Source organism: Paraburkholderia sp. SARCC-3016 (assembly GCF_031119615.1).
Classification (GTDB): Bacteria; Pseudomonadota; Gammaproteobacteria; order Burkholderiales; family Burkholderiaceae; genus Paraburkholderia.
In genome coordinates this window covers 24664-48261 of the sequence record NZ_JAVHZD010000030.1, presented here as the reverse complement: position 1 = coordinate 48261, position 23598 = coordinate 24664, and the positions used below count along the sequence as shown (strand labels likewise).

24 protein-coding genes are annotated in these 23598 nt (G+C 63.3%); 17 read left to right on the top strand and 7 right to left on the bottom strand.

Annotated elements, in window-relative coordinates:
- The first annotated feature begins 101 nt into the window (after positions 1 to 101).
- A complete protein-coding gene (locus tag QYH69_RS26735; RefSeq protein ID WP_075158407.1) occupies positions 102 to 338 on the top strand; it encodes a DUF2442 domain-containing protein in 237 nt (78 codons plus the stop codon).
- 77 nt (positions 339 to 415) lie between these two features.
- Here QYH69_RS26735 and QYH69_RS26730 read toward each other — a convergent pair whose 3' ends face one another.
- Complete coding sequence (locus tag QYH69_RS26730) at positions 416 to 844, bottom strand: response regulator (RefSeq protein WP_075158408.1); 429 nt, start codon at positions 842 to 844, stop codon at positions 416 to 418.
- On the opposite strand from QYH69_RS26730, the gene QYH69_RS26725 reads away from it, so the two are divergent.
- The 5 genes from QYH69_RS26725 (at position 834) to QYH69_RS26705 (ending at position 5176) form a co-directional block, all read left to right on the top strand.
- Complete coding sequence (locus QYH69_RS26725; RefSeq protein WP_308834732.1) at positions 834 to 1073, top strand: hypothetical protein; 240 nt, start codon at positions 834 to 836, stop codon at positions 1071 to 1073. The two genes, QYH69_RS26730 and QYH69_RS26725, sit on opposite strands and share 11 nt — an antisense overlap.
- Positions 1066 to 1254 carry a CsbD family protein gene (locus tag QYH69_RS26720; RefSeq protein ID WP_075158409.1) on the top strand — a complete coding sequence of 63 codons (189 nt, stop codon included), beginning with the start codon at positions 1066 to 1068 and terminating at the stop codon, positions 1252 to 1254. Before QYH69_RS26725 ends, QYH69_RS26720 begins: the two co-directional genes overlap by 8 nt.
- 558 nt (positions 1255 to 1812) lie before the next feature.
- Positions 1813 to 2487 carry a heavy metal response regulator transcription factor gene (locus QYH69_RS26715; protein ID WP_308834731.1) on the top strand — a complete coding sequence of 225 codons (675 nt, stop codon included), beginning with the start codon at positions 1813 to 1815 and terminating at the stop codon, positions 2485 to 2487.
- Positions 2484 to 3965 carry a heavy metal sensor histidine kinase gene (locus QYH69_RS26710; RefSeq protein ID WP_308834730.1) on the top strand — a complete coding sequence of 494 codons (1482 nt, stop codon included), beginning with the start codon at positions 2484 to 2486 and terminating at the stop codon, positions 3963 to 3965. The genes QYH69_RS26715 and QYH69_RS26710 overlap by 4 nt, the downstream gene beginning before the upstream one ends.
- An 80-nt stretch (positions 3966 to 4045) precedes the next feature.
- Positions 4046 to 5176 (top strand): helix-turn-helix domain-containing protein, encoded by a 1131-nt coding sequence (locus QYH69_RS26705; RefSeq protein ID WP_308834729.1) that lies wholly within the window; start codon positions 4046 to 4048, stop codon positions 5174 to 5176.
- Positions 5177 to 5253: 77 nt separating this feature from the next.
- Here QYH69_RS26705 and QYH69_RS26700 read toward each other — a convergent pair whose 3' ends face one another.
- Both QYH69_RS26700 and QYH69_RS26695 read right to left on the bottom strand, forming a co-directional pair.
- Positions 5254 to 6669, bottom strand: a complete 1416-nt coding sequence (locus QYH69_RS26700) for an amidase (protein ID WP_308834728.1) — start codon at positions 6667 to 6669, stop codon at positions 5254 to 5256.
- Positions 6659 to 6883, bottom strand: coding sequence for a hypothetical protein (locus QYH69_RS26695; RefSeq protein WP_308834727.1), 225 nt, complete (start codon positions 6881 to 6883; stop codon positions 6659 to 6661). Before QYH69_RS26695 ends, QYH69_RS26700 begins: the two co-directional genes overlap by 11 nt.
- Positions 6884 to 7187: 304 nt before the next feature.
- Between QYH69_RS26695 and QYH69_RS26690 the strand changes: the two genes are divergently transcribed.
- Genes QYH69_RS26690 through QYH69_RS26670 form a run of 5 tightly spaced genes read left to right on the top strand, consistent with a single transcriptional unit; the run spans position 7188 to position 13479 of the window.
- Complete coding sequence (locus tag QYH69_RS26690) at positions 7188 to 8417, top strand: transporter substrate-binding protein (protein WP_308834726.1); 1230 nt, start codon at positions 7188 to 7190, stop codon at positions 8415 to 8417.
- A 29-nt stretch (positions 8418 to 8446) separates the two neighbouring features.
- Positions 8447 to 9322, top strand: a complete 876-nt coding sequence (locus QYH69_RS26685) for a branched-chain amino acid ABC transporter permease (RefSeq protein ID WP_308834725.1) — start codon at positions 8447 to 8449, stop codon at positions 9320 to 9322.
- A gap of 14 nt (positions 9323 to 9336) precedes the next feature.
- Positions 9337 to 11157 (top strand): ATP-binding cassette domain-containing protein, encoded by a 1821-nt coding sequence (locus QYH69_RS26680; RefSeq protein ID WP_308834724.1) that lies wholly within the window; start codon positions 9337 to 9339, stop codon positions 11155 to 11157.
- A complete protein-coding gene (locus QYH69_RS26675) occupies positions 11147 to 11854 on the top strand; it encodes an ABC transporter ATP-binding protein (RefSeq protein WP_308834723.1) in 708 nt (235 codons plus the stop codon). Before QYH69_RS26680 ends, QYH69_RS26675 begins: the two co-directional genes overlap by 11 nt.
- A 2-nt stretch (positions 11855 to 11856) precedes the next feature.
- Positions 11857 to 13479 carry an acyl-CoA synthetase gene (locus QYH69_RS26670; protein WP_308834722.1) on the top strand — a complete coding sequence of 541 codons (1623 nt, stop codon included), beginning with the start codon at positions 11857 to 11859 and terminating at the stop codon, positions 13477 to 13479.
- 45 nt (positions 13480 to 13524) lie between these two features.
- Here QYH69_RS26670 and glmS read toward each other — a convergent pair whose 3' ends face one another.
- Both glmS and glmU read right to left on the bottom strand, forming a co-directional pair.
- On the bottom strand, positions 13525 to 15342 hold the full coding sequence (gene glmS / locus QYH69_RS26665; protein WP_308834721.1) for a glutamine--fructose-6-phosphate transaminase (isomerizing): 1818 nt from the start codon (positions 15340 to 15342) through the stop codon (positions 13525 to 13527).
- A gap of 130 nt (positions 15343 to 15472) precedes the next feature.
- The gene (glmU, locus tag QYH69_RS26660) at positions 15473 to 16834 is read right to left on the bottom strand and encodes a bifunctional UDP-N-acetylglucosamine diphosphorylase/glucosamine-1-phosphate N-acetyltransferase GlmU (RefSeq protein WP_308834720.1); all 1362 of its coding nucleotides are present in this window, start codon (positions 16832 to 16834) and stop codon (positions 15473 to 15475) included.
- On the opposite strand from glmU, the gene QYH69_RS26655 reads away from it, so the two are divergent.
- From QYH69_RS26655 to QYH69_RS26640, 4 genes are all read left to right on the top strand, one after another.
- A complete protein-coding gene (locus tag QYH69_RS26655) occupies positions 16827 to 17105 on the top strand; it encodes a hypothetical protein (protein WP_308834719.1) in 279 nt (92 codons plus the stop codon). The genes glmU and QYH69_RS26655 overlap by 8 nt on opposite strands.
- A 103-nt stretch (positions 17106 to 17208) precedes the next feature.
- Positions 17209 to 18627, top strand: coding sequence for a cytochrome P450 (locus QYH69_RS26650; protein ID WP_308834718.1), 1419 nt, complete (start codon positions 17209 to 17211; stop codon positions 18625 to 18627).
- A gap of 222 nt (positions 18628 to 18849) precedes the next feature.
- Positions 18850 to 19758, top strand: a complete 909-nt coding sequence (gene ttcA, locus QYH69_RS26645) for a tRNA 2-thiocytidine(32) synthetase TtcA (protein WP_308834717.1) — start codon at positions 18850 to 18852, stop codon at positions 19756 to 19758.
- A gap of 553 nt (positions 19759 to 20311) precedes the next feature.
- Entirely contained in the window at positions 20312 to 20851 is a 540-nt protein-coding gene (locus tag QYH69_RS26640) for a hypothetical protein (protein WP_308834716.1), read from the top strand.
- On the opposite strand, the gene QYH69_RS26635 is transcribed toward QYH69_RS26640, so the two are convergent.
- Both QYH69_RS26635 and QYH69_RS26630 read right to left on the bottom strand, forming a co-directional pair.
- A complete protein-coding gene (locus QYH69_RS26635) occupies positions 20838 to 21230 on the bottom strand; it encodes a dihydroneopterin aldolase (protein ID WP_075158427.1) in 393 nt (130 codons plus the stop codon). The two genes, QYH69_RS26640 and QYH69_RS26635, sit on opposite strands and share 14 nt — an antisense overlap.
- 72 nt (positions 21231 to 21302) lie before the next feature.
- Positions 21303 to 22154 (bottom strand): SDR family oxidoreductase, encoded by an 852-nt coding sequence (locus QYH69_RS26630; protein ID WP_308834715.1) that lies wholly within the window; start codon positions 22152 to 22154, stop codon positions 21303 to 21305.
- A 13-nt stretch (positions 22155 to 22167) separates the two neighbouring features.
- Between QYH69_RS26630 and QYH69_RS26625 the strand changes: the two genes are divergently transcribed.
- Together QYH69_RS26625 and QYH69_RS26620 are read left to right on the top strand one after the other, a co-directional pair.
- Complete coding sequence (locus QYH69_RS26625; RefSeq protein WP_308834714.1) at positions 22168 to 23355, top strand: class I SAM-dependent methyltransferase; 1188 nt, start codon at positions 22168 to 22170, stop codon at positions 23353 to 23355.
- Positions 23356 to 23391: 36 nt separating this feature from the next.
- Entirely contained in the window at positions 23392 to 23586 is a 195-nt protein-coding gene (locus QYH69_RS26620) for a DUF2905 domain-containing protein (RefSeq protein ID WP_075158429.1), read from the top strand.
- Positions 23587 to 23598: the final 12 nt, after the last annotated feature.

The window sequence follows — 23598 nt, the reverse complement described above, 5'->3', positions numbered from 1 at the left end:
CACAGATGCGGCGCCAGGCTCACTTGAACGCGACTGCCGCGCCACCTATCGTGTAGAGGTCGTGTAAAGGGCGTGTAGAGAGTCTTCTTCAGGAGCGAGCCATGTATGCCGATGCAGTCGATGTGAGCTTCGATAGCGCGCACTTGTTTCTGCGGCTGTCGGACGGACGGGATATCGAGTTTCCGCTGCGCTGGTTTCCGGTGCTGGAAGCTGCGACTTCCGACGAGCGCGAGCACTTCGCGATTTCACTGGACCGGCAGCAGTTGTACTGGCCTGAACTCGACGAAGATATGAGCGTGCCGGCCTTGCTGCTGTCGTTGCCGGACACGCGACACTGATCGAGTACGCTTGAATGACCCCGAGCGCGCGCGAGTGCCCTCGAGTGCGCGTGAGCGCAAACTGTGCGCTCGAACCGTCAGCCCGGTTTCGGCTCGCCCTTCAGATGGCGCCGGGCGACTCTCCAGTTCGTCGGCGAATGGCGCGCGTCGCGTTTTGCGCATGCGCGCTCGGCGCGGTGCAGCACTTTCAGAAGCCTGGCATACCGTAATGGCTTGCGCAAAAAACTGAAGACGCGAATGCGCGGCGGCAATGCGCCGTTGAAAGCGAGGATGACCGGCACGGAAGCAAGTACAGGGTCTTTGCGCATTTCGCGCACGAGCGCGGGACCGGAAAGTCCAGGTGTGCGCGTATCGGAGATCAGGACATCGGGACGGCTCGCGCGCGCGAGATCGAGCGCGTCGCTGCCGTTGGTTGCCGTGCGGACCACATAGCCCTCCGCAGCGATCAGCAGGCCGAGGGTACTCAGCACGCTCGCATCGGCATCGACAATAAGGATGTCTGCCATATTGCCCTCCGTCCTCTTTTCCGATTTTAGCAAGCGCCATTCCAATCGCGACAGTTTTTATGCGTCGCTGCGCGGCATCGCGTACAGCCTGATTGAAAAAACGCGGCAGTTTATTTTTGCTGCCATGCACAATGCCGTACTCGCATGCGCGGCGCGTGGCAGGCTCGCTTCATGCTCTTCTATCGCTGGCGACGCCTTGTCGTCTCAAAGGAGGGTTCATCATGAATAAGGATCAGGTGAAGGGCACTGTTGAGAAGGTAAAGGGCAAGGCCAACGAGGCAATCGGCCGCGCGACGGACAATCCGGCCCGGGAGTTGAAGGGCGACGTTCAACAGGAGGTCGGTCAGACCCGCAAGGACGTCGGCGACATGAAGGAAGCCGTCAAGGATTCCCAGAAGCGCAAGCACTAAAGCAAGTTGGTTCAGGCTGACGGGCCGGAACACGGCCCGGAGGCCACGGGGGCGCCTTTACATGGGCGCCCTCGGTCGTTCTCGTCCGCTCTCGCCCGCGTCTTTGCCGCGACTTTGCCCGCGTTTACCGGCCCGCCCCAACAGCCTTGTCATTTTTTTGTAATGACCGGGTAACGGCTCGGTCCGAGGCCCTTCCCTACACTGGCATCACGTTTCACCCCTTTTCAGTAACGTGATCCGGCGCATAGCGACCAGCCATGCGTATACCTTCGTTCAGCCCGGTCGCTGTCGGCGCAGCCGACCTGCCGCGCGTGCAAGCGGAGTTCGAAGCGCACGCACAGATGCCGGCCTCGGCCGCCGTTTTCACCGCGCAGAGCCCCGATCCGGCATGGAAGAACACGCCGGTCTGGTATATGGTCGCGAAGGCGGACAACATCATCAACCCGGACCTCGAGCGGATGGATGCGGCAGCGCGCCTGCGCACACCGTTGAAATCTCCGGCACGACGCGCGCCGGCACAAGCTCAAGATTCACGCGGAAACATCGACGGTAGACGAAATGCGAATTCTGGTCATCGAAGACGAAGCAAAAACCGGCGACTATCTGCAGAACGGGCTCACCGAAGCCGGGTATGTGGTCGACGTGGCGAACAACGGCATCGACGGCCTGCACCTCGCGCAGGAAATGCGCTACGACCTGATCCTGCTCGACGTGATGATGCCGGAGATGGACGGCTGGACCGTCATGAAGAAGCTCGGCGCACGCACCGACACACCGGTGCTGTTCCTCAGCGCGCGCGGCACGCTCGAAGACCGGTTGAAGGGCCTCGATCTCGGCGCCGACGATTACCTCGTCAAGCCGTTTTCGTTTGCCGAACTGCTCGCGCGCATCCGCATCATCTTGCGGCGCGGGCAGCCGCAAAAGCAGGAAGAGTTGCTGACGCTCGGCGACCTGCGCGTCGATGTGCCGAAGCGCCGCGTCGAGCGCAACGGCACGCGCATCTCGCTCACCAACAAGGAATTCAATCTGCTGCAATTCTTCATGCAGAACCAGGGGCAGGTGCTGTCGCGCGCGCTGATCGCCTCGCGCGTGTGGGACATGAACTTCGACAGCGATACCAACGTCGTCGACGTCGCCGTGCGCCGGCTTCGGCAAAAGATCGACGAGCCGTTCGAGCGGCGCCTCATTCATACGGTGCACGGGGTCGGCTATCGCTGCGAGGACGAATCGTGAAACGCATCTCGCTGACCACACGGCTCGCGCTGCTGTTTGCGCTGATTGCGTTCGGCGCGATGGCGATCGTCGGTTTCGTGCTGTACCGGCAACTCGAAGCGCAACTCGTGGTGCGCGACGACGGCGCGCTCGTCACGCGTGTCGACCAGATCCGCACGCTGATGCACGACGTCGACGTACGCGATCTGATCCGCGAAAAGCCGCAGCTCTTCGCGAATATGCTCGGCAATACCGAGTCGCTGCTCGTCGTGCGCATGCAGGACGGCACGCCGCTCATCACGGTCAATCCGGGTCACGCGGCCGTGCCCGATGTCAAGCCGGTGCCGGCCGGCGCCGCACTGTCGCTGTCGGCCGTGCACCACACGACGCAGGACGACGGCACGCCGTTCATCTATGTCGCGGCCGCCGCGCAGGGCGCGGCCGGGCAGCGCGATCTGCAGATCATCTCGGGGCGGCTCATGGCCGAGCGCACGAAAATGCTGGCCGACTATCGCGATCAGATTCTGCTCTTCGCGTCGCTCGCGGCGCTGCTGGCCGCGCTGCTCGCGTACGGCTTCGCGCGCCGCGGCATGAATCCGCTGCGGCGCCTCGCAACTCAGACCGCCTCGATCGGCATGGGCAATCTGTCGACACGCATCGAACAGCGCGACGCGCCGCCCGAACTCGACGCGCTGATCGGTGCGTTCAACGCAATGCTCGACCGGCTCGAACGCGGTTTCACGCAGTTGAAGCAGGTGTCCGCCGATATGGCGCACGACCTGCGCACGCCGATCGGCAACCTGCTCGGGCAAACCGAAGTGGGATTGAGCCAGACGCGCGACATCGCCTACTACCAGCGGCTGCTCGGCTCGAACTTCGAGGAACTGCAACGGATGTCGAAGATGATCGACAACATGCTGTTCCTCGCACGCGCCGAACATGCCGATCATGCAATCGAACGCAAGGCGCTGCCGGTCACCGAAGAGTTCACGCGCATCGTCGAATACTTCGAAGACCTTGCCGACGACCGCGGCGTGCGCATCGAATCGCACGGGAACGGCACGGTGTTCGCCGATCCGCTGCTGCTGCGGCGCGCGCTCGGCAATCTGCTCGCCAACGCGGTTCGCTACGCGGAGCCCGGCTCGGCGATTTCAATGACGGCCGAAGCACGCGGGGACGGCGTCGCGCTACACGTGGAGAACCGCGGCCCGACAATTCCACCGCATCATCTCGAGCGGCTCTTCGACCGGTTTTATCGCGCCGACGCATCGCGGCAGCGGTCTTCGGAATCGAGCGGGCTGGGACTTTCGATCGTGCGCAGCATCATGCAATTGCATGGCGGCAGCTGGCTCGCTCGGAGCGAGGCGGGCGTGACGCGGTTTACGCTGGTATTTCCGCCGCCAACCCATGCCGTAGCCGACCACGCAGGCAGCGACGCGGCGACGGACCCGCGCACCGCACCGCCGTCCACCCCGCCCTCCCAATCGCCGGCAGGCTGATTTCACGAAGCTTTCCGTCGCCACCGCGCCGCACGTCTGGCGCCCGTCACCGTATCTTGCACCGGCGAATTTGGCGGTCTATGGTGGCGCCGGACCTCTCGCGCGCTCAACTCCCACGCAATGCTGCACGGCATCACGGGTGTCGGCGCAAACCCTCATTGTCACGCTGGTCCAAGGCAGATAACTCTACTCGTCAGTTTAACCAGGGCCTCGGACGTCGACGGGCTGATTCAGGAGCTGCGATGCGATACGTGTTTTCTACCTCCGCAGTCGCGGCGCCCGATCGTTTCGATTACTGGCGAGACGTCGTGTGCAGCCATTGCATTCCGGCGGCGAGCGACTCCCCGCATCGAAACCAGTTTGACGCCGACATCGTCGGACGGTCGATCGGCGCGCTGCACGTCGCGAAGATGAGCGGCCCCGAGCATCAATGGGTGCGGGATTTCAACAACATTCGAACCGGACCGGAAACGAACCTTTGGCTTTCGTATCTCGAGCATGGCGTCGCCTACCTCGAACAGAACGGCCGAAGAGTGGTGCAGCAAGCGGGTGACGTTTTGCTCTACGACGCCGCGCGTCCGTTCAGCTATACGATCGCGCCGGAATCGTTCTTCATCCTGCGGATTCCGCGGGACCTCCTGCTTCGTCGCACGGCCCGCGCGGAACACGTGGTCGCTACGTCGCTTGGACCCGGCACCGGCTTTCGGGCCGTGCTCGGCGCCATGGTCAAGGAAGCGTGCGAATCGAAAGAGCTGAATCAGTCCGCTCATGCCGAGTCGCGCGTGGCGAGCGCGATCCTCGATCTCGTCAGCGCAATCATCGAAATCCATCAAGGCGACGTGCCCGCCGCGTCTTCTCAAGCAGCGCTGTACCACAAGGCAATCGCATTCATCGAGGAGAACATCGAATACGTCGGCCTCGACGTGGACCACATCGCGACTTCGATGCATGTGTCGACGCGTACGTTAGCGCGTGCTTTCGCGGGACAGGCGACCACCCCGATGAAATCGATCTGGCAGAAGCGGCTGGAGGCCAGCTATTGCGCGCTGCGCGGAGGGACGGTCAAGAACGTCACGGAAGCTGCGATGACCTACGGATTCTGCGACGTTTCTCACTTCAGCCGCTCGTTTAAAAAGAGCTACGGTGTGACGCCGCAAAGCGTCCTGTTCCGGACGCAAAGGCCCGCTTCAGTGTCGACCGACGACGAGTAGCCGTGGTTCGAGCGGCAGCACAACCGCTGCGCCGCGCATCCGAAGATGCGATGCGCAGCGCGGTCGTCGCCATGCTCTCACCGCAGGTCGGGACGTCGAGTGTGGAAATCGGTCGCGCACTGAAACGCGTGACCCACTGAAAACAGGTGCGACTCAGTGAAAGGCGCGCCGATAATCTGCATGCCGACCGGCAGCCCGCCGGAATCGAACCCGCACGGAACGTTGAGCGAAGGTAGACCCGTCAGGCTCGCCACGCCCGTAAATTGCATGATGGCGGAAAGCATGTCTTCTTCCACGCCGTTTTCGATGACAACCGACGTTTCACCGAGCGCCGTCGCGGTAAACGGCAGCGTCGGACAAATGAAGACGTCCACGCGCTTGAAGGCTTCGAGGAATTCGTTGCGCAGCACGGACCGGTACCGCTGCGCCTGCAGATAATGAGTGGCAAGCAGCATCTCGCCAACCTCGAGCAAGGTGCGAACGTCCTCGCCAAAATCGCCGGGCCTTTCGCGCAGCGACTTCTGGTGATACGTGCTGGGCTCGGCCGATTCGATCGTCAGTTGCGCGGAGATGTTGCCTTCGATGTGCTTGACGTCGACTTCAACGAGATGAGCGCCTAGTTCTTCGAATGTCTTCAGCGCCTGCTCGACCGCACGTTTCACGTCGGACTGGATGTGACTGAAGAAATAGCGGGGGACGATACCGATGCGCAGCCCTCTGACACCCACGCTCATTCTCGATAAGTAATCGTCGACCGGTACCGAAGCCGTGGCGGGGTCGGTCGGATCAGCACCGGCAATCGCGTTGAAAACCAGCGCGCAATCCTCCACGGTCCGCGTCATGGGCCCTGCCGTATCCATCGTCCAGGCAAGAGGCACGATTCCGGAATTGCTGACGCGTCCATACGTGGGCCGCAGCCCCACCACGCCGTTGATCGCCGAAGGAAGGCGGATCGACCCGCCTGTGTCGGTGCCGAGCGCGCCATAGCAAAGACCGGCGGCAACGGCGGCGCCCGACCCGCCGCTCGATCCGGCCGGAAACCTGGCTGTGTCCCATGGATTGCGCACGCGTCCGTAGTGCGGATTCGCGGAGGTGCCGCCCCAGGCGAACTCGTGCATGTTCGTCTTGCCAACGAATACGGCGCCGGCCTGTTTGAGCTTCGCAATGACAGTGGCGTCCTTGTCAGGGTGCCAGTTTTCAAGAATCTTGCTTCCGGCCGTCGTGCGCTCGCCGCGAATTCCGATGTTGTCCTTGATGCCCAAAGGAATGCCGTGCAGCGGACCGAGGTCGTAACCGGCCGACAACATCAGCTCCGCGGCAGCCGCCGCCTTTTTTGCCGATTCTTCGTTGACGGAAATGAAAGCGCGCAGCGTACTGTTGTGCTGCCCGATTGCCTGAAGCGACGATTCGAGAAGTTCGGCTGGACTCACCTCGCCACGACGGATGAGCTTCGCGGCGGCCGCGATGGACAACCCCGGCAGTTCACTCGCCATGTGGCACCTCGCCGTGGTTGACCGTCTGCAGAATGCCCGTAATCGGCGTCACATGCGCGAACTCCGGCGCACTCATTTTTGCCGACAACGCGTTGGCGTCCTTCAACCAGACACCAAGAATCTGGCTGATGGCGGCGGTCCGGCTCCCGTCGAGAGGCAAATCCGACGCTTGCGCAATTGTCTTGACCAGTTGATCCACACTCGAATTGGACACTGCGTTCTCCTTCATTGGCGACGAGACGAGCGTAGCGCGCGTCAATTCCCCGCGCTTGTGCATGCGTGCCATGCGCGTGGAACAGCAGGGTCAACGCGCGGCATCAGCAATGACCCTGGTGTGGCGGATGGGGACTATTGCGTTGTCTTGGATATGCAAGCGGGCTACACGACGCCCTGTTAATTTCGCAGCATCACTTCCGTCGGTGCCCGCTTTCGCTCGCACTTGCGCATTCATGCGACTTCGCCGGGCGAGGTTGACAAGCCGGCGATAGCAAACCGTTCAACAAACCAGCGGAGCTTCCATGAGTCGAATACTTTCCTGGCTGGCAGTTATTTGCCTGCTGTCCCTCGCGCAAACTCCAGCGACAGCGGCGGACAAGGAGCCCATCACGGTCGGAAGCATTCTCGATGAAACGGGAGGGCTCAACGTCTATGGCAAATCGATGGCGGACGCCACGAAGCTTGCCATTCAGTCCATCAACGAATCGGGCGGCGTGCTCGGCCGCCCCCTGAAGCTCGTCATGTACGACGCGCAGTCCGATAACGCCAAATACACGACCTACGCGAATCAGCTTGTTCTTCGCGATAAGGTATCGGTCATCATGGGCGGCATCACGAGCGCGTCGCGGGAAGCGATCCGGCCTGTTGCAGACCGCTACAAAACGCTCTACTTCTACAACGAGCAATATGAAGGCGGCGTGTGCGACAAGAATGCTTACCTGACGGGCATCGTGCCTTCCCAGCAGATCGCGCCGCTGGTCGACTGGGCCATCAGGAACGGCAAGAAAAAGTTCTACGTTCTGGCGGCTGACTACAACTACGGTCATATCTCCGCCGAATGGGTCAAGCAGTACGTCACGAAGGCCGGCGGCACCGTGATCGGAACCGACTTTATCCCGCTCGACGTGAGCGAGTTCGGTTCGGTCATCTCGAAGCTTCAGGAGGCGAAGCCCGACGTCGTCTTTTCGCTGCTCGTGGGCGGCAATCACATCGCCTTCTATCGACAGTTCGCAGCGGCGGGATTGCCCAGCCGCATGCAGATCGTCTCCGCGACGTTCGGCCTCGGAAACGAGCAGGTCGTTCTCAGCCCTAAGGAAGCGAGCGGCATCGTCGTCGCGTTTCCGTACTTCCAGGAACTCGGCGGCGCGGACAACGACACGTTTCGCGCGACCTGGAAGAAGGCGTACGGCGATCACTACCCGTACATCACGGACAGCGCGGTCGCGGTGTGGAACGGCTGGCATTTGTGGGCCATGGCCGTCGCAAAGGCGGGCAGTACGGACCGCGACAAGGTCGTCGGCGCGCTCGAGAGCGGCATCGCGTTCGACAGCCCTTCGGGCAAGGTGTCGATGGACGCCGGCACGCACCATCTCGTGCAGAACGTGCATATCGCCCGTGCAAACGAAACTCACGGCTTCACGGTAATCGGCGAGCAACAGGCGGTCGCCCCGAGCTACGAGCGCAGCGTATGCGACCTGAAAGCCCGTCCCAGCACGGCCCGCCAGTTCACGCCTTCCGCCGGCGCGAATTAAATGACTGAACGCCTCGGACGAACCTGAAGATGGAAGCCTCAACCTTGGGCTGGATAGTCAATATGGCTGTGTCCGTCGGACTCAGCATCGCGATTCTCGTGCTGGTCTCCCTAGGTCTATCCGTGCTGTTCGGGATGATGGGAATCATCAATCTGGCCCACGGCGAGTTCCTGATGTTCGGCGCTTTTGCGACGCTGGCAGGTGTCAGGAGCGGTCTCCCGCTGCCGCTTGCGATGATCCTCGCGACTGCGGTCGTCGCCGCGTACGGATGGGTCGTGGAACGCGTGCTGATCCGCCACCTGTACGGGCGCCTCGCGGACAGCATGCTTGCGACGTGGGGTCTGAGCCTGATCATGTCTCAGGTCGCGGTCTACGTATTCGGTCCGACGACGCAAGGCATTCCGACTCCCGGCGGCAGCCTCCGGGTAGGCGGATACTCGGTCTCCGTTTATTCGATCGTGCTTGTTGTTGCGGCTGTCGCGCTGCTTGCGATCGTCTATGCGGTCTTCACGCGAACGAAGTATGGCGTGATGGCGCGAGCAGCGGTTCAGCGGCCACAGATGGCTTCGGCCATCGGCATCGACCCGCGGCGTATCAACGCATTGACTTTCATGTTCGGCGCCGGCCTCGCCGGTGCCGCCGGCGCGCTGCTGGCGCCCATGGTCGGCGTGATGCCGACCATGGGCGAGGCTTACATCGCCCGCGCTTTCATGACCGTGGTCGTGGGTGGTTCCGGGGTTCTCACGGGCGCGGCGGCAGCGTCGGTGCTGCTGGGCGGCATCGAGAACGTCATTTCGTATCTCTCGACTCCCTTCTTCGGGCAAGCGGCTTTGCTCATCCTGGCTATTTGCCTGGTACGCGTGATGCCAACCGGCATCTCCGGTCGCTTGCGACGCAAGCTCTGAGCGGACGCCGACCCATGAAACTATTGAACGGCAATTTGAGGCTACGGCTCGTCGCGTGTGCCGCAGTCGCGGTGATTTGCCTCGTTCTCGGCGTGGTCATGCCCGAGTTCGCGGTCATGCAGGCGACAAGCTGGGTGCTTTATGGCCTGCTCGCGGTCAGCCTGACACTCGTTTGGGGCCATGGCGGAATATTCAGCTTCGGGCAAGGCGCGTTCTTCGGCATCGGCGCGTACGCTTACAGCCTTGCTGCCATCAACTTCCTGCCCGTCACGAACGAGACTTTCTGCGCGGTGGCGGTCGCCATCGTGGCCGCGGCAGCCGTGGCGGCTATCGTCGGTTACTTCATCTTCTATGGCAACGTCGGCGACGTCTACGTCGGCATCATCACGTTGGCGATGACGCTCGTTTTCTTCACCGTGCTGTCGAGCACGGCCGACCCCAAGTACCACATCGGCGCAGCGCAACTCGGAGGCTATAACGGCATCTCGGCGGTCCCTCCGCTCACACTGCCGTTCGGCGACGGCGGAACGGCGCTGACGGTGGTGCAGTCGTATGCGCTCGTTGTCGTGGTGTGCGCGTTGATCGTCGCGCTGCTTTACGTGCTTCTGAGGCGCCCCTTTGGCCGGGTTCTTACCGCGTTGTGCCAGAACGAGTTGCGTACCCAGCTGCTCGCCTACGACGTTCGTCTGCGAAAGCTGATCGTGTTCACCGCGGGCGGAGCAATCGCCGGCGTTGCCGGCGCGCTGTACGCGTCATGGGCCATGTTCATCAGCCCGGGCGTGTTCGGACTATCGCTTGCCGCTCAGGTCGTGATCTGGGTGCTCGTCGGCGGCCGCGTTTCGTTTGCGGGAGCGTTCGTCGGCGCGCTGCTGGTGCAGTCGGCATCGTTCGCATTGGGCGGCGGCGCCGGAGACGCGACGCCGATCGTGCTCGGCGCCGTGCTGATCGCAGTGGTTCTGTTTTTGCCGATGGGTGTCGTTCCCACCCTCGCGAATGACTTCGCGTCGAGACATGAAAAAAAGCTTGCTCGAAAAACGAGCCTCGCCGCGCAAGCCGAATCGCGCGAGCCGCGGCTCGGCGAATTGCCGTTCCTGAGCGGATCGCGCGGCGCCGCGCTTACCGCGAACGGACTCGAGAAGCGCTTCGGTGGCGTAAAAGCGGTACAGGAAGCGACCATCGAGTTCGGGCAGCGCGGCGTTCATTGCCTGATCGGGCCAAACGGCGCCGGCAAAAGCACCTTCTTCAATCTGCTTGTCGGTCGTTTTCCGCCCAGTCGCGGCGCAATCGAGCTCGAAGGCCGCCCCATCACTCACATGAAGTCGCACGACAGAGTGCGCAGCGGGCTCGGCATCAAGCTTCAGGTGGCCAGCATTTTCAACGACCTGTCCGTACGCGAAAACCTCTGGCTGGCAGCGTTCGGACGTCTGAGGCATGCGAGGTCCGCAGACCGCCGGACTCAGGAGCTGATCGACTGGCTGGGACTCAACGAACGTGCTGACGACAGCGCCGGATTGCTGTCGCATGGTCAGAAGCAATGGCTGGAAATTGCCATGGTCGTCGCGACGGAACCGTCGGTTGTCCTGCTCGATGAACCGACAGCGGGCATGACGAGAGAAGAGACTTCACGCATGGCCGCGATGGTGCGCCTGCTGGGGCGTTCGGTCTCGGTCATCGTGGTCGAGCACGACATGGAATTCGTGCGCGCGCTCGATGTTCCCGTGACGGTGTTTCATCAGGGGCAGGTCTTTGCTTCGGGGTCGCTCGATGAATTGCGCCGTGACGAACGAATCCTGGACATATATCTGGGTCGACATGGACAAGAGCATGCTGCTTGAAATATCGAACCTCCACGCCGGCTATGGGAAAACTTCGGTTCTGCACGGTTTGGACCTGAAGTTGGAACCGGGACAGATGGTTTCCATTCTCGGCCGCAACGGCGTCGGCAAGACTACCCTCCTGCGCGCGATAGCGGGTGCAATTGCAGTGCAGCAGGGTGACATATCGTTCGACGGGAGTTCGCTGAAAGACATGGAGATGCATCGGCGCGCGCGTAAAGGCATCGCCTACGTGCCGCAGGGCCGCGACATCTTTCCTTCGCTGTCCGTTATCGACAACCTGAAGGCCGCGGCCTTTGGCACGAAGCGGCCGGACTGGCGCGAGGCCATCGACGGCTTGTTCGCCTGGTTTCCCATGCTTCGCGAGAAAGCCGATGCGCGCGGCGACTCGCTCAGCGGCGGACAACAACAGATCCTCGCCCTCGCGCGGGCGCTGATCACGCGCCCTTCGCTGCTGCTGCTCGACGAGCCCTCCGAAGGCATACAACCGTCGATCGTCGACCAGATAGCCGAGACGGTGCGCGACATCAACCGGCGGGACGGCATTGCCGTCATCGTCGTCGAGCAGAATCTCGAATTCGTCTCGCGGATGGGCGCGCATTGTCGACTCGTCGACAAAGGGCGTATCGTATTCGAATGCGAGCCTGAACGAATCATGAACGACGCCGACTTGCAACGACAGTATCTAGGAGTGTGAATATGTTGCGCGGAAGCCCCAGCTACGAAGACGAGATTCGTCATTTCCGTTGGGAGATCCCGGAGCGCTACAACATAGGCGTCGACGTCTGCGACAAGTGGGCCGACGTGGAGCCGCAGCGAATCGCCCTCGTTCACGAACACAGAGACGCAAGCGTCGTGCACGTGACTTTCGGGGAACTGCGCCGGCGCAGTAATCAGGCGGCGAACTGCCTGAAAGCGCGTGGCGTGGCGAGAGGAAGCCGCGTCGCGATCCTCCTTGCACAGTCTCCACACACTGCCATCGCGCACATTGCGGCTTTCAAGGTCGGCGCCATCTCGGTCCCGCTGTTCTCGCTGTTTGGAGAGGAGGCGCTCGAATATCGGCTGAAAGACAGCGGCGCAAGCGTGCTTGTAACGGATGCCGCTGGCGTGAAAAAGATCGCGGCCATCCGGGACCGGCTACCCGATTTACGGTCGATACTCGTTACCGAGCCAGTTGAAGACTCGATTATCGAAATCGAGGATTTCGACTCGGCGCTCGATGCCGAGCCGGACTTCTATGAACCGGTCGCGACACTCGCGGAAGACCCGGCCACCATCATCTATACGTCGGGCACCACCGGCAAGCCAAAGGGCGCGTTACATGCGCATCGCGTGTTGCTGGGCCATCTTCCCGGCGTGGAGATGTCACACGGCGGCACGGTGAGCCGGGGCGACATCTTCTGGACCCCCGCCGATTGGGCGTGGATTGGCGGTCTGCTGGATTTGCTGCTGCCGGCGCTTCATCACGGGGCCACCGTTGTGTCACACCGGTTCGAGAAGTTCAATGCCGCGGCGGCATTCGACTTGATGAGCCGTCACCGGGTCACGCATGTGTTTTTGCCGCCGACCGCGCTCAAGATGCTGCGCGTGGAGAAATCGCCGCGCGAGCGATGGGACTTGCGGCTTCGGTCGATCGCGAGCGGCGGGGAATCGTTGGGTGCCGAACTGCTCAACTGGGGGAAGACAGCGCTCAACGCGACCATCAACGAGTTTTACGGCCAGACCGAATGCAACATGGTTGTGTCGTCCTGCGGCAACTGGTTCGAGCCTCGTCCCGGAGCGATCGGACGCGCCGCGCCGGGCCACGACGTGCAGATCGTGGACGACCACGGCGCCGTGGTTCCGGTTGATCAGATCGGCAATATCGCGATCCGGCCGCCCGATCCGGTCATGTTTCTCGGCTATTGGAACAACCCGTCGGCCACCGCCGGTAAATTCGCGGGAGACTTCCTGCTGACGGGGGACCTGGGCCGCATGGACGCGGATGGATTCATCAACTACGTCGGCCGCAACGACGACGTCATTACGAGCGCCGGCTACCGTATCGGGCCGGGGCCTATCGAGGACTGTCTGCTTGGGCACCCGGCCGTGCGACTCGTGGCTGTGGTCGGGGTGCCGGATGCGGAACGCACGGAGATCGTGAAAGCGTTTGTCGTGCTTGCGGACGGGTTCTCGGCTAATGATGCGCTGACGAGGGAACTGCAGGACCATGTGCGCACGCGTCTCGCGGCGCATGAGTATCCACGGGTTATTGAATATAGGCAGTCGCTTCCGATGACTTCGACTGGGAAGCTGATTCGGCGGGAGTTGCGGAACGGGTGAGGGAGTGGCGTGTTTTTGTTCTTCTCCCAAGCCCCCACGCCCCCCTCACTCCACCGTCACCGACTTCGCCAGATTCCTCGGCTTATCCACATCGGTCCCGCGCGCACACGCCGTGTGATACGCAAGCAACTGCAGCGGCACGACGTGCAGAATCGGCGAAAGCACGCCGTAGTGTTCAGGCATCCGGATCACATGCAGTCCTTCGGCATTGACGATGCGCGTATCCGAATCGGCGAATACATAAAGCTGGCCGCCGCGCGCGCGCACTTCCTGAATGTTCGACTTGAGCTTTTCGAGCAGCGCATCGTTCGGCGCAACCGTCACGACCGGCATCGCTTCGGTCACGAGCGCAAGCGGCCCGTGCTTCAGCTCACCAGCCGGGTAAGCCTCCGCGTGGATATACGAGATTTCCTTCAGCTTCAGCGCGCCCTCGAGCGCGATCGGATAGTGGAGCCCGCGGCCGAGAAACAGCGCATTTTCCTTGCGCGAAAACTCTTCCGACCACGCGATGATCTGCGGCTCGAGCGCGAGCACGCTGTTCAACGCAGCCGGCAGGTGACGCAGTTGCTTGACATAGCTGCTTTCCTGCGACGCATCGAGATGTCCGCGCAGCTTGCCCAACGCCACCGCGAGCACAAACAGCGCGACGAGCTGCGTCGTGAACGCCTTCGTCGACGCGACGCCGATCTCGCGCCCCGCATGCGTGAGAAACGCGAATTCGGTCTGTCGCACCATCGCGCTCGTGCCGACGTTGCAGATCGCAAGCGTATGGTGGTGGCCAAGCGACTGCGCGTGCTTGAGCGCCGCAAGCGTATCGGCCGTTTCGCCCGACTGCGAGATCACCACGACCAGGGCGTTCGGATTCGGCACCGAGTCGCGATAGCGGTACTCGCTCGCAATCTCGACCTGCGTCGGAATCTTGGCGATCGATTCGAGCCAGTATTTCGCAGTAAGCCCTGAGTAATAGCTCGTGCCGCAAGCGAGAATCAGCAGGCTGTCGATCTTTTTGAACACCTGCGGCGCGTTCTCGCCGAACAGCGACGCCTCGATCGAATCGGCCACTGGAATCGTGTCGCTGATCGCGCGCGGCTGCTCGAAAATTTCCTTCTGCATGAAGTGGCGATACGGGCCGAGCTCGACCGCGCCGCCATATGCCGCGACTTGCCGCGCCTCGCGCTGCGCCGCCTGGCCGTCGCGATCGGCAATGCGCACGCCGTCCAGACGCAGCTCGCAGACGTCGCCTTCTTCGAGGAAGATGAAACGATCGGTGCTGCCCGAAAGCGCAAGCGCGTCGGACGCGAGGAAGTTTTCGCCTTCGCCGAGACCGACGACGAGCGGCGAACCTTGCCGTGCGCCGACCACCGTATGCGGCTGATCCTTGTGCAGCACCGCGATCGCATACGCGCCGTGCAGTTGCTGCACCGTTTCGCGAACCGCCGCGAACAGGTCGCCGCGATACAGGCTGTGGATCAGATGCGCGATCACTTCGGTGTCGGTCTGCGAGACGAACTCGTAACCCTTGCCGCGCAGCATCTCGCGCAGCGTCTCGTAGTTTTCGATGATGCCGTTGTGCACGATCGCGAGCGTGTCGCGCGAGAAGATCGGGTGCGCATTGTCCGTGACCGGCGCGCCATGCGTCGCCCAGCGCGTATGCGCAATACCCGTTTCGCCGCCGAGCTTCGTGTCGCGCACCTGATCGTCGAGATCGGCGACGCGCGCGACGCTGCGCGCACGGCGCGGTTCGCCATTCGCCAGCACGGCGACACCGCATGAATCGTAGCCGCGGTACTCGAGCCGTCGCAGCCCTTCGATCAGAACCGGGACGATGTTTCGTTGCGCAACCGCGCCGACAATGCCGCACATAGCGATGATCCTTTTTGCAGAGTTGGGTTGCCGAGTTCAGCGGCGCAGCGTGCTGAACGCTGCGCCGTCAGCGAAAGGCACCAGCCGACGCATTTCGCGCGACGCATCGCTTCGATACGCCGCCTTCGGGTCAGCTTTTCTTTTTGGTCGGGCGCACGTACCCGCGCTTGCCCGTTTGCGTCTTGTCGTTGAGCACGAGAACGCCTTCCTCGACGTCCTTCCACACCGTCGTGCCGGCCGCGATCGTCGCGCCGCGGCCGACCCGCACCGGCGCCACGAGTTGCGTATCGGAGCCGACGAACACGTCGTCTTCGATCACGGTGCGCAGCTTGTTCGCGCCATCGTAATTACAGGTGATCGTGCCGGCGCCGATATTGACGCGCGTGCCGACATCGGAATCGCCGACATAGCTCAGATGATTCGCCTTCGAACCGCGGCCGATCGCCGCGTTCTTCACTTCGACGAAGTTGCCGATGTGCACTTCGTCAGCAAGCGCCGCGCCGGGCCGCAGCCGCGCATAGGGTCCTACGACCGCGTGCGCGCCGATTTCCGCGCCTTCGATATGCGTGAACGCGTCGACACGCGTGCCCGCGCCGATCGTCGCGTTGCGGATCACGCAGTTCGGGCCGATCGATACGTTGTCCGCCAGCGTCACCCGTCCTTCGAATACGCAGTTGACGTCGATCGACACGTCGCGCCCGCAGTCGAGCGAACCGCGCACATCGAGGCGCGCCGGATCCGTCAGCGTGACGCCCGCGACCAGCAGCGCATCGGCCACGTTGCGCTGATGAATGCGCTCGAGCTCCGCGAGTTGCTGCTTGCTGTTGACGCCGAGCGTCTCCCATTCTTCGTCGGGCTGCGCGGTGACGATTTCGAGGCCTGCTTCGATCGCGAGTTCGACGACGTCGGTCAGATAGAACTCGCCTTGCGAGTTGTCGTTCTTCAGCGCGCCGAGCCACGCTTGCAAACGCGCGGTGGGCATCACGACGATGCCCGTGTTGATCTCGCGGATTTTCTGCTGCTCGGGCGTCGCGTCTTTCTGTTCGACAATGCGCTCGACCTTGCCCGCCGCGTTGCGCACCATGCGGCCGTAGCCTTGCGGATCGTCGAGCGTAACCGTCAGGACACCGTAGCCGTTTTGCCCGGCGCCTTCGCACAGGCGCTGCAGCGTGCTTGCGCGCGTGAGCGGCACATCGCCGTACAGCACGAGCGTCGGCACCGACGGATCGAGCAGCGGCAGCGCCTGCTGCACGGCATGGCCCGTGCCGAGCTGCTGCTCCTGCACGGCGAACTGCACGTCGGGCGCCGCGACCGCCTCGCGCACCGACTCGCCGCCATGACCGATCACGACGACGAGTCGCGTCGGATTCAGCGTGCGCGCCGTGCTGATGACATGCGAGAGAAGCGGCCGACCGGCCAGTGGATGAAGCACTTTCGGCAGCGCGGAACGCATGCGCTTGCCCATGCCTGCCGCCAGAATCACGATGTTCATGTCGTGGGCGTTGGTCGAGTTTGAGGTGCGCAATTCTAACATGCTGCCTCGCGGCAAAAGCGCGGCTGACAACGGCAAAACAGTGCTTTTATGTGGGCCTTCCGACCACGAACGACGTGTGCAAACACGCGGTTTCGATGCGTTCGCAAGCACACGTCAGCGCCTTTCCGATGCGAAAACAGATATCGCAAACGTTAAACAGGTGATCCCGCTTATCGCCACGCATATCGCCGAACACGTCAATGCACGCGTTCTCGCGGAACTCCATTGAGCAGGCGGGAATAACCGTTCGCTCCGAGCGTTCTTTCGGGTTGTACCCGCGCCCGCTGCCGCCCCTCCCACCCGATTGACCGAACCCCGACGGAGAGATTCCCTTGCAAGCGCCATCGCATAGCACGCTCACTTTCCCGACCCGCTCCGTCTCGCGCCCCGCCCCATTATTCAACCCGCCGATGCCTCAGTTGCCGGCCAAACCGGTATCGGCCGCGGGCTTCGTTCATGCAATGCGCAACGACGGCCTTCGGCTCTGGACCCGCGATGCCTACGAGGCCGATTACGTCGAAGAACGCCTGTTCCATCAGAAGCGCGTGCTCCTCAACAAGCCCGAAATGATTCATCGCGTGCTGGTGGAAAACCACGGCAATTACCCACGCACCGACTATGCGGTTCGATTGATTCGCCCGATCGGACGCTATAGCGTCATGCTCGCGACCGGCGAGCAATGGAAGCATCAGCGCCGCACGATTACGCCGACGCTCGCGCCGAAGATGCTGCCCGTGCTGGCGCGCCATGTCGCCGCGTGCACCGAAGACGAGGTGCACGCGCTGGCCGCGCTCGACGGCGCGCCCGTCGATCTGCTGCCGGTCATGCGCGTGCTTGCGCTGAAGATTGCCGCGCGTTCGATGTTCTCGCTCGAAATCCACGAATTCGGGCCGGCCGTGCGCGCCGCCGTGCAGGAGTTCATGCTGCGTCACACGCGTGCGAGCCTCGCCGAACTCGTGCTGCCGTACTGGGTGCCGACGCCGCGCGACATTCCGCGCAACGGCTTTCGGCGGCGCTGGCACGCGCTCGTCGAGCGCATCATCGACGCACGCGAACGCCAGCCCGCCGCCGACGGCCCGCGCGATCTGTTCGATGCGCTGCTGGCCGCGCGCGATCCGGAGACGGGCGCCGCCTTCAGCCGCGTCGAACTCGCCGACCAGGTCGGCACGATGATCGTCGCGGGCCACGAGCCGAGCGGTCTCACGCTGCTCTGGGCGCTGTATCTGCTGGCGAACGCGCCCGACGCGCAGGCCGCGCTCGCCGACGAGGTACGCGACGTCGATCTGAGCCCCGAGCGTGCCGGCGACGTGCTCAAAGCGCTGCCTTACACGCGCGCGGTGATCGACGAGACTTTGCGCATCTATCCACCCGCATGGGTGATCCTGCGCCACTGCGTCGCGCCCGATGCGTTCGAAGGCCTAACCGTCACACGCGGCACGCAGATGATGATCAGCCCGTGGGTGCTTCATCACCATCGCGGCTTCTGGCAGAACCCCGACACATTCGATCCGACGCGCTTTCTACCGGGTGCGCCGGCTCCGCAGCGCTTCACGTATCTGCCGTTCGGCACCGGGCCGCGCGTGTGCGTCGGCGCGCAGTTCACGCTCGCGGAAACGACGCTCGCGCTCGCGCGTCTCGTGCAGGCATTCGACGCGCAGCTCGCAAGCGGCGAGCCGGTGCGGCCGATCGGCCGCGCGACGACGCTGCCCGACCGGCCCGTCATGTTCCGGATGAAGGCGCGCAAGCGCTGAGCGTTGAGCGGCGAGCGCGGCACAGCGTCGCCGTCGCACGGCGTGCCGCAGGCGCCCACCGGCGCCGTCCGGCACGCGGCCGGCGCGGTTTTGCGCGACGCCCGTGGCGCCGGGCCGCCGCGCGTTTGGTTGTATCATCGTGCCTTGATCCCACGAACCGCCGCGCAATTTGCCTTTCTTACCGCAGGCGGCGCGCCATTCGATTTCCGTATCAGCCCCGCCATGAAAGCGTCAAACAACTTTTTCCGCCTCGAAACCCGTCTGCAGTCGCAAGTCGGCAAGGCTATTCACGACTTCAACATGATCGAGGAGGGCGACAGAATCCTCGCATGCATGAGCGGCGGAAAAGATTCGTACACGATGCTTTCCGTGCTGATGGCGCTGCAAAAGCGCGCCCCGGTCAAGTTCGAGATCATCGCGATGAATCTCGACCAGAAGCACCCCGGTTTCCCTGAAGAAGTGCTGCCGCGCTACCTCGAATCGGTCGGCGTCGACTACCGCATCGTCGAAGCGGACACGCATTCGATCGTCAAGGAGAAGGTGCCCGAGGGCAAGACCACGTGTTCGCTGTGTTCACGGCTGCGCCGCGGCGTCATCTATCGCACCGCGAAGGAACTGGGCGCGAACAAGATCGCGCTCGGCCACCACCGCGACGACATTGTCGAAACGTTTTTCCTGAACCTGTTCTTCGGCGGCAAGATGAAAGCGATGCCGCCGAAGCTCGCCACCGACGACGGCGCGCACGTCGTGATCCGGCCGCTCGCGTACTGCAAGGAAAGCGATATCGCGAGCTACGCGCGCGACATGGAATACCCGATCATCCCGTGCGACCTGTGCGGTTCGCAGGAAAACCTGCAGCGCAAGAAGGTGAAGGACATGCTGCGCCAGTGGGAGCGCGAAACGCCGGGCCGCGTCGACAACGTGTTCCGCGCGCTCTCGGATGTCGTGCCCTCGCATCTGATGGACACGAACCTGTTCGACTTCCGCGGGCTAGCCACGGGTCTCGCGAAGGTCGACGAGGAGTCGCTGTTCGGCGATTCGTCCTACACGCAGGCGGCACTCGTCTTCTCGCATTCGAGCGAAAACCGCATCGAGTTCGTCCGTCCGTCGGAGCGCGCGGCAAGCGCCTGACCCGGCATTCGAACCGGCGCCTGATTGCTGCTTTCAAGCGGCTTTTAAACTTCTTTCAATCTGCTTGAAAGCGCCTGTGGTGCGCATGCGAGGCGTGTTCGTTCCGGTCACGGATACGAACCGCGTCCGCCTATATTCAACTTGTGTCATCTCGATGACAGATTTCCGGCCCACCCGTCCTCGCGTAATCGTCTGTCTCTTCGCGCAGCTGTTCCTTGCATCGCATGCAAATTTTGAACAGCCATTCGTACTTTGCTGGTCCGCGGCATGACCCTACGACGCATTTCGCGGGTTTGGCTTGCGCCTGATGGAACCATTGTTATTGTTGATCGGCGGCATTGAAAAAAATCGGTTCACTTTGCTGTATTCACTGAATACAGTAACAGGCGATGCACTCGCGCCGTCCTGACTGCTTTCAGTCCACCATCGAATAGCCAGGCCTTCTCTGCCCCACCCGGGCAACCTTGACGCGAGCATATACCGGCGCGAACGCTCTTACCCTGATCAGGTCGCGCCGCTTCTAGTCGCTCGATAGCGTCAAAGGATTTGCAACATGGGAAGCGGCCGAACGATTACGGCATTGCAGGCATTACTGCCCGAGTTATGGAAATTCGCATTGCGTCTTGCCTCGACACCGGAAGACGCGGAGAAACTGCTCGACAACGTGTGTCGCGGCGTACACGACGGCACGTGCGACTGCGCGCCCTATATGTCGTTGCGCGTCAACCTGATGTCGACGATGCTGCGGCGCTGGCAACAGAAAGCGCGCCGCCCGGAAGCCTGCGCGGCGCGCGCCGTGCCACGCATCGAGGCGAATTCGGAAACGAACCGCCGCCTGCTGCAGGTCGTCGCGATGCTGCCCGACGAACAGCGCATTGCGATCATCCTGATCGAAGCGGAGCGCCTGACGCCGGGCGAGGCGGCGTGGGCCTGGGGCCTCACGACCGACGAACTCGAGCGGCGCCTCGTGCGCGCGCACGCCGCCGTCAGGAAAGCCCTCGACAACGGCGCGCAGCCGTCGCGCGCCAGTCTGCCCGCGCGCAGAACCGCGAGCGCTCATGCGCAAGCCGAAGCCGCCGTCACGCGTCCTTGATGCGGAATACCTCGACGCCGACCGCGTCGCAGTCCGGATAGACATCGGGCTTTTCCGTCGACACGCGCGCCGCACGCACGTGCGGATGCGCGAGCATGATCTTCACGAGGTCGTCGCACAGCGTTTCCTGCAGATGGATGTGCCCCTGCTCGACGCGGCGTGCAATCGTCGCGCGCATGAAATCGTAGTCGACCACTTCGCGCAGTTTGTCTTCGAGCGGCGTCGACAGCGCGAGCGGCACGAACAGATCGACGTTGATCACGACGCGTTGCTCGCCACGCTTTTCGAAATCGTGCACACCGATGTTGATAAAGACCTCGTAGTTGCGCAGGAAAAGCCGGCGGCAATCGGCGAGATTCGGATGAAAGAAGGCGTGCATGGTCGTCCCCGATCTGATGGGTAAGCGTGCGGCAAGCACGCTGGATAAGCGCCGCACAGGGCGCTGGGCTCGTTAGCTGCCGGCCAGGAACATCACGTCGCGCGGCAGCGGAACGAGATGCTGGCCGCCGTCGACGACGAGCGTCGTGCCCGTCACGCCCGCGGCATCGGCCAGATACAGCGCGGCGGCAACGAGGTCTTCCGGACGCGACGCGCGGCCAAGCGGCGTCATCCGGTGCGCGGCCGCGAAGCTCGCCGGCGTCTGCTCCGCGGACTGCAGCGTCAGGCCCGGCGAGAGCCCGACGACCCTCAGCTTCGGCGCGAGCGCCTGCGCGAGCGCGACGGTCGCGGCTTCGAGCGCCGCTTTCGACAGCGTGTACGACAGGTAGTCCGGATTCATGTTCTGCAGCTTCTGGTCGAGCAGATTGATCACCACACTGCGCTGCGTTTCGTCTTCCCGCGCGATCTCGGGCGTCGCGTCGTGCAGCATGCGCGCGAGCACGAGCGGCGCGCCGACGTTGATCGACATCATATGCAGCAGCTTGTCGTACGCGACGTCGCGTGCCGTGTCTTCGTCGAAGCGCGAGGCGTTGTTGACGATGCATACGGGACGTCCGAGCGCCGCCGTGCAATCGGGGATCAGGCGCGCGACTTCCGGTTCGTTCGCCAGATCCGCATGCAAGGCGATCGTGCGGCGGCCCAGCGCTTCGATTTCGGCGACCAGTTCACCGGCTTCCGCACGCGATGCGCCGTAGTGCACGGCCACATCCCAACCGTGCGCGGCGAAGCCCAGCGCCAGCGCGCGCCCGATGCGCCGCGCGGCGCCGGTGATCAGCACGACACGCGCCGGCGGCGCCGCGTGGCGAGGGCCAGCCTCGCCGCTGCCGGCTTCCCCGGCTGACGAATGGACGGAACGGTCGCTCATTTACAATGCGGGAATGAATCCGAAGCCTCACGAACCCGATAGTTTACCCGCTCCCGACGCCGCAGCGCTCGCCCAATCGACCGCGCTCGTCGAGCTGATTCGCGCCGACATCGACGCGGCCGGCGGCTGGCTGCCGTTCGACCGCTACATGGACCGCGCGCTTTATGCGCCGCGTCTCGGCTACTACAGCGGCGGCGCAATCAAATTCGGCCGGCGCGCCGAAGACGGCAGCGACTTCGTCACCGCGCCCGAGTTGTCGCCGCTGTTTGCGGCGACGCTCGCGCGGCCCGTCGCCGAGGCGCTCGAAGCAAGCGGCACGCGCGACGTGATCGAATTCGGCGCGGGCACGGGGCGGCTCGCGGCCGGTCTGCTCAATGCGCTCGACGCGCTCGGCGCGCCGCCCGATACCTACTCGATCGTCGATCTGTCCGGCGAATTGCGCGAGCGCCAGCAGACGATGCTCGAAGCACAGGCGCCCGCGCTTGCCGCGCGCGTGCGGTGGCTCGACGCATTGCCCGATGAATTTGCCGGCGTCGTGATCGGCAACGAAGTGCTCGACGCGATGCCGGTGCGCCTTTTCGCGCACGCAAACGGCCAGTGGCGCGAACGCGGCGTGGTCTGCCGCGACCACACATTCGCCTTCGAAGACCGCGCGCTGCAGTCCACCCACGATGCCGCCTTCCTCGACGAAATCGAAGCCGACGGCGACTATGTGACCGAAACGCACGAAGCGGCCTGCGCGTTCACGCGCACGATCTGCCGGATGCTCGCGCGCGGCGCCGCGTTCTTTATCGACTACGGTTTTCCGCGCCACGAGTACTACCATGCGCAGCGCGCACAGGGCACGCTGATGTGCCACTATCGGCATCGCGCGCATGGCGATCCGTTTCTGTATCCGGGCTTGCAGGACATCACCGCGCATGTCGAATTCAGCGGCATCGCGGAAGCGGGCACCGATACGGGCGCCGATCTGCTCGGCTATACGTCGCAGGCGCGCTTTCTGATGAACGCGGGCATTACCGAAGCGCTCTCGGAACTGGACCCGTCCGATGCCGCGCGCTTCCTGCCCGCCGCGAACGCGGTGCAGAAACTGTTATCGGAAGCTGAGATGGGCGAACTCTTCAAGGTGATCGCGTTCTCGCGCGGCATCGACGACACGCTCGATGCATTTGCGAGCGGCGACCGCTCTCATACGCTCTGACAGGCTCTGACACGCTCCGACCCAAGGACCCACACGATGATCCGCTGGCTGCTCACTACGTTCGTCGCCGTTGCGGTGCTGTCGGCATGCTGGCCGTGGCTGCGCAAGATCGGCATCGGGCGCATGCCCGGCGACGTCACGTTGCGGATCTTTGGGCGCGAGTACCCGTTTCCGTTCATGTCGACGCTCGTGCTGTCGATGCTGTTGTCGTTGATTGCGCGGTGGCTTTAGGCGACGCCTTCG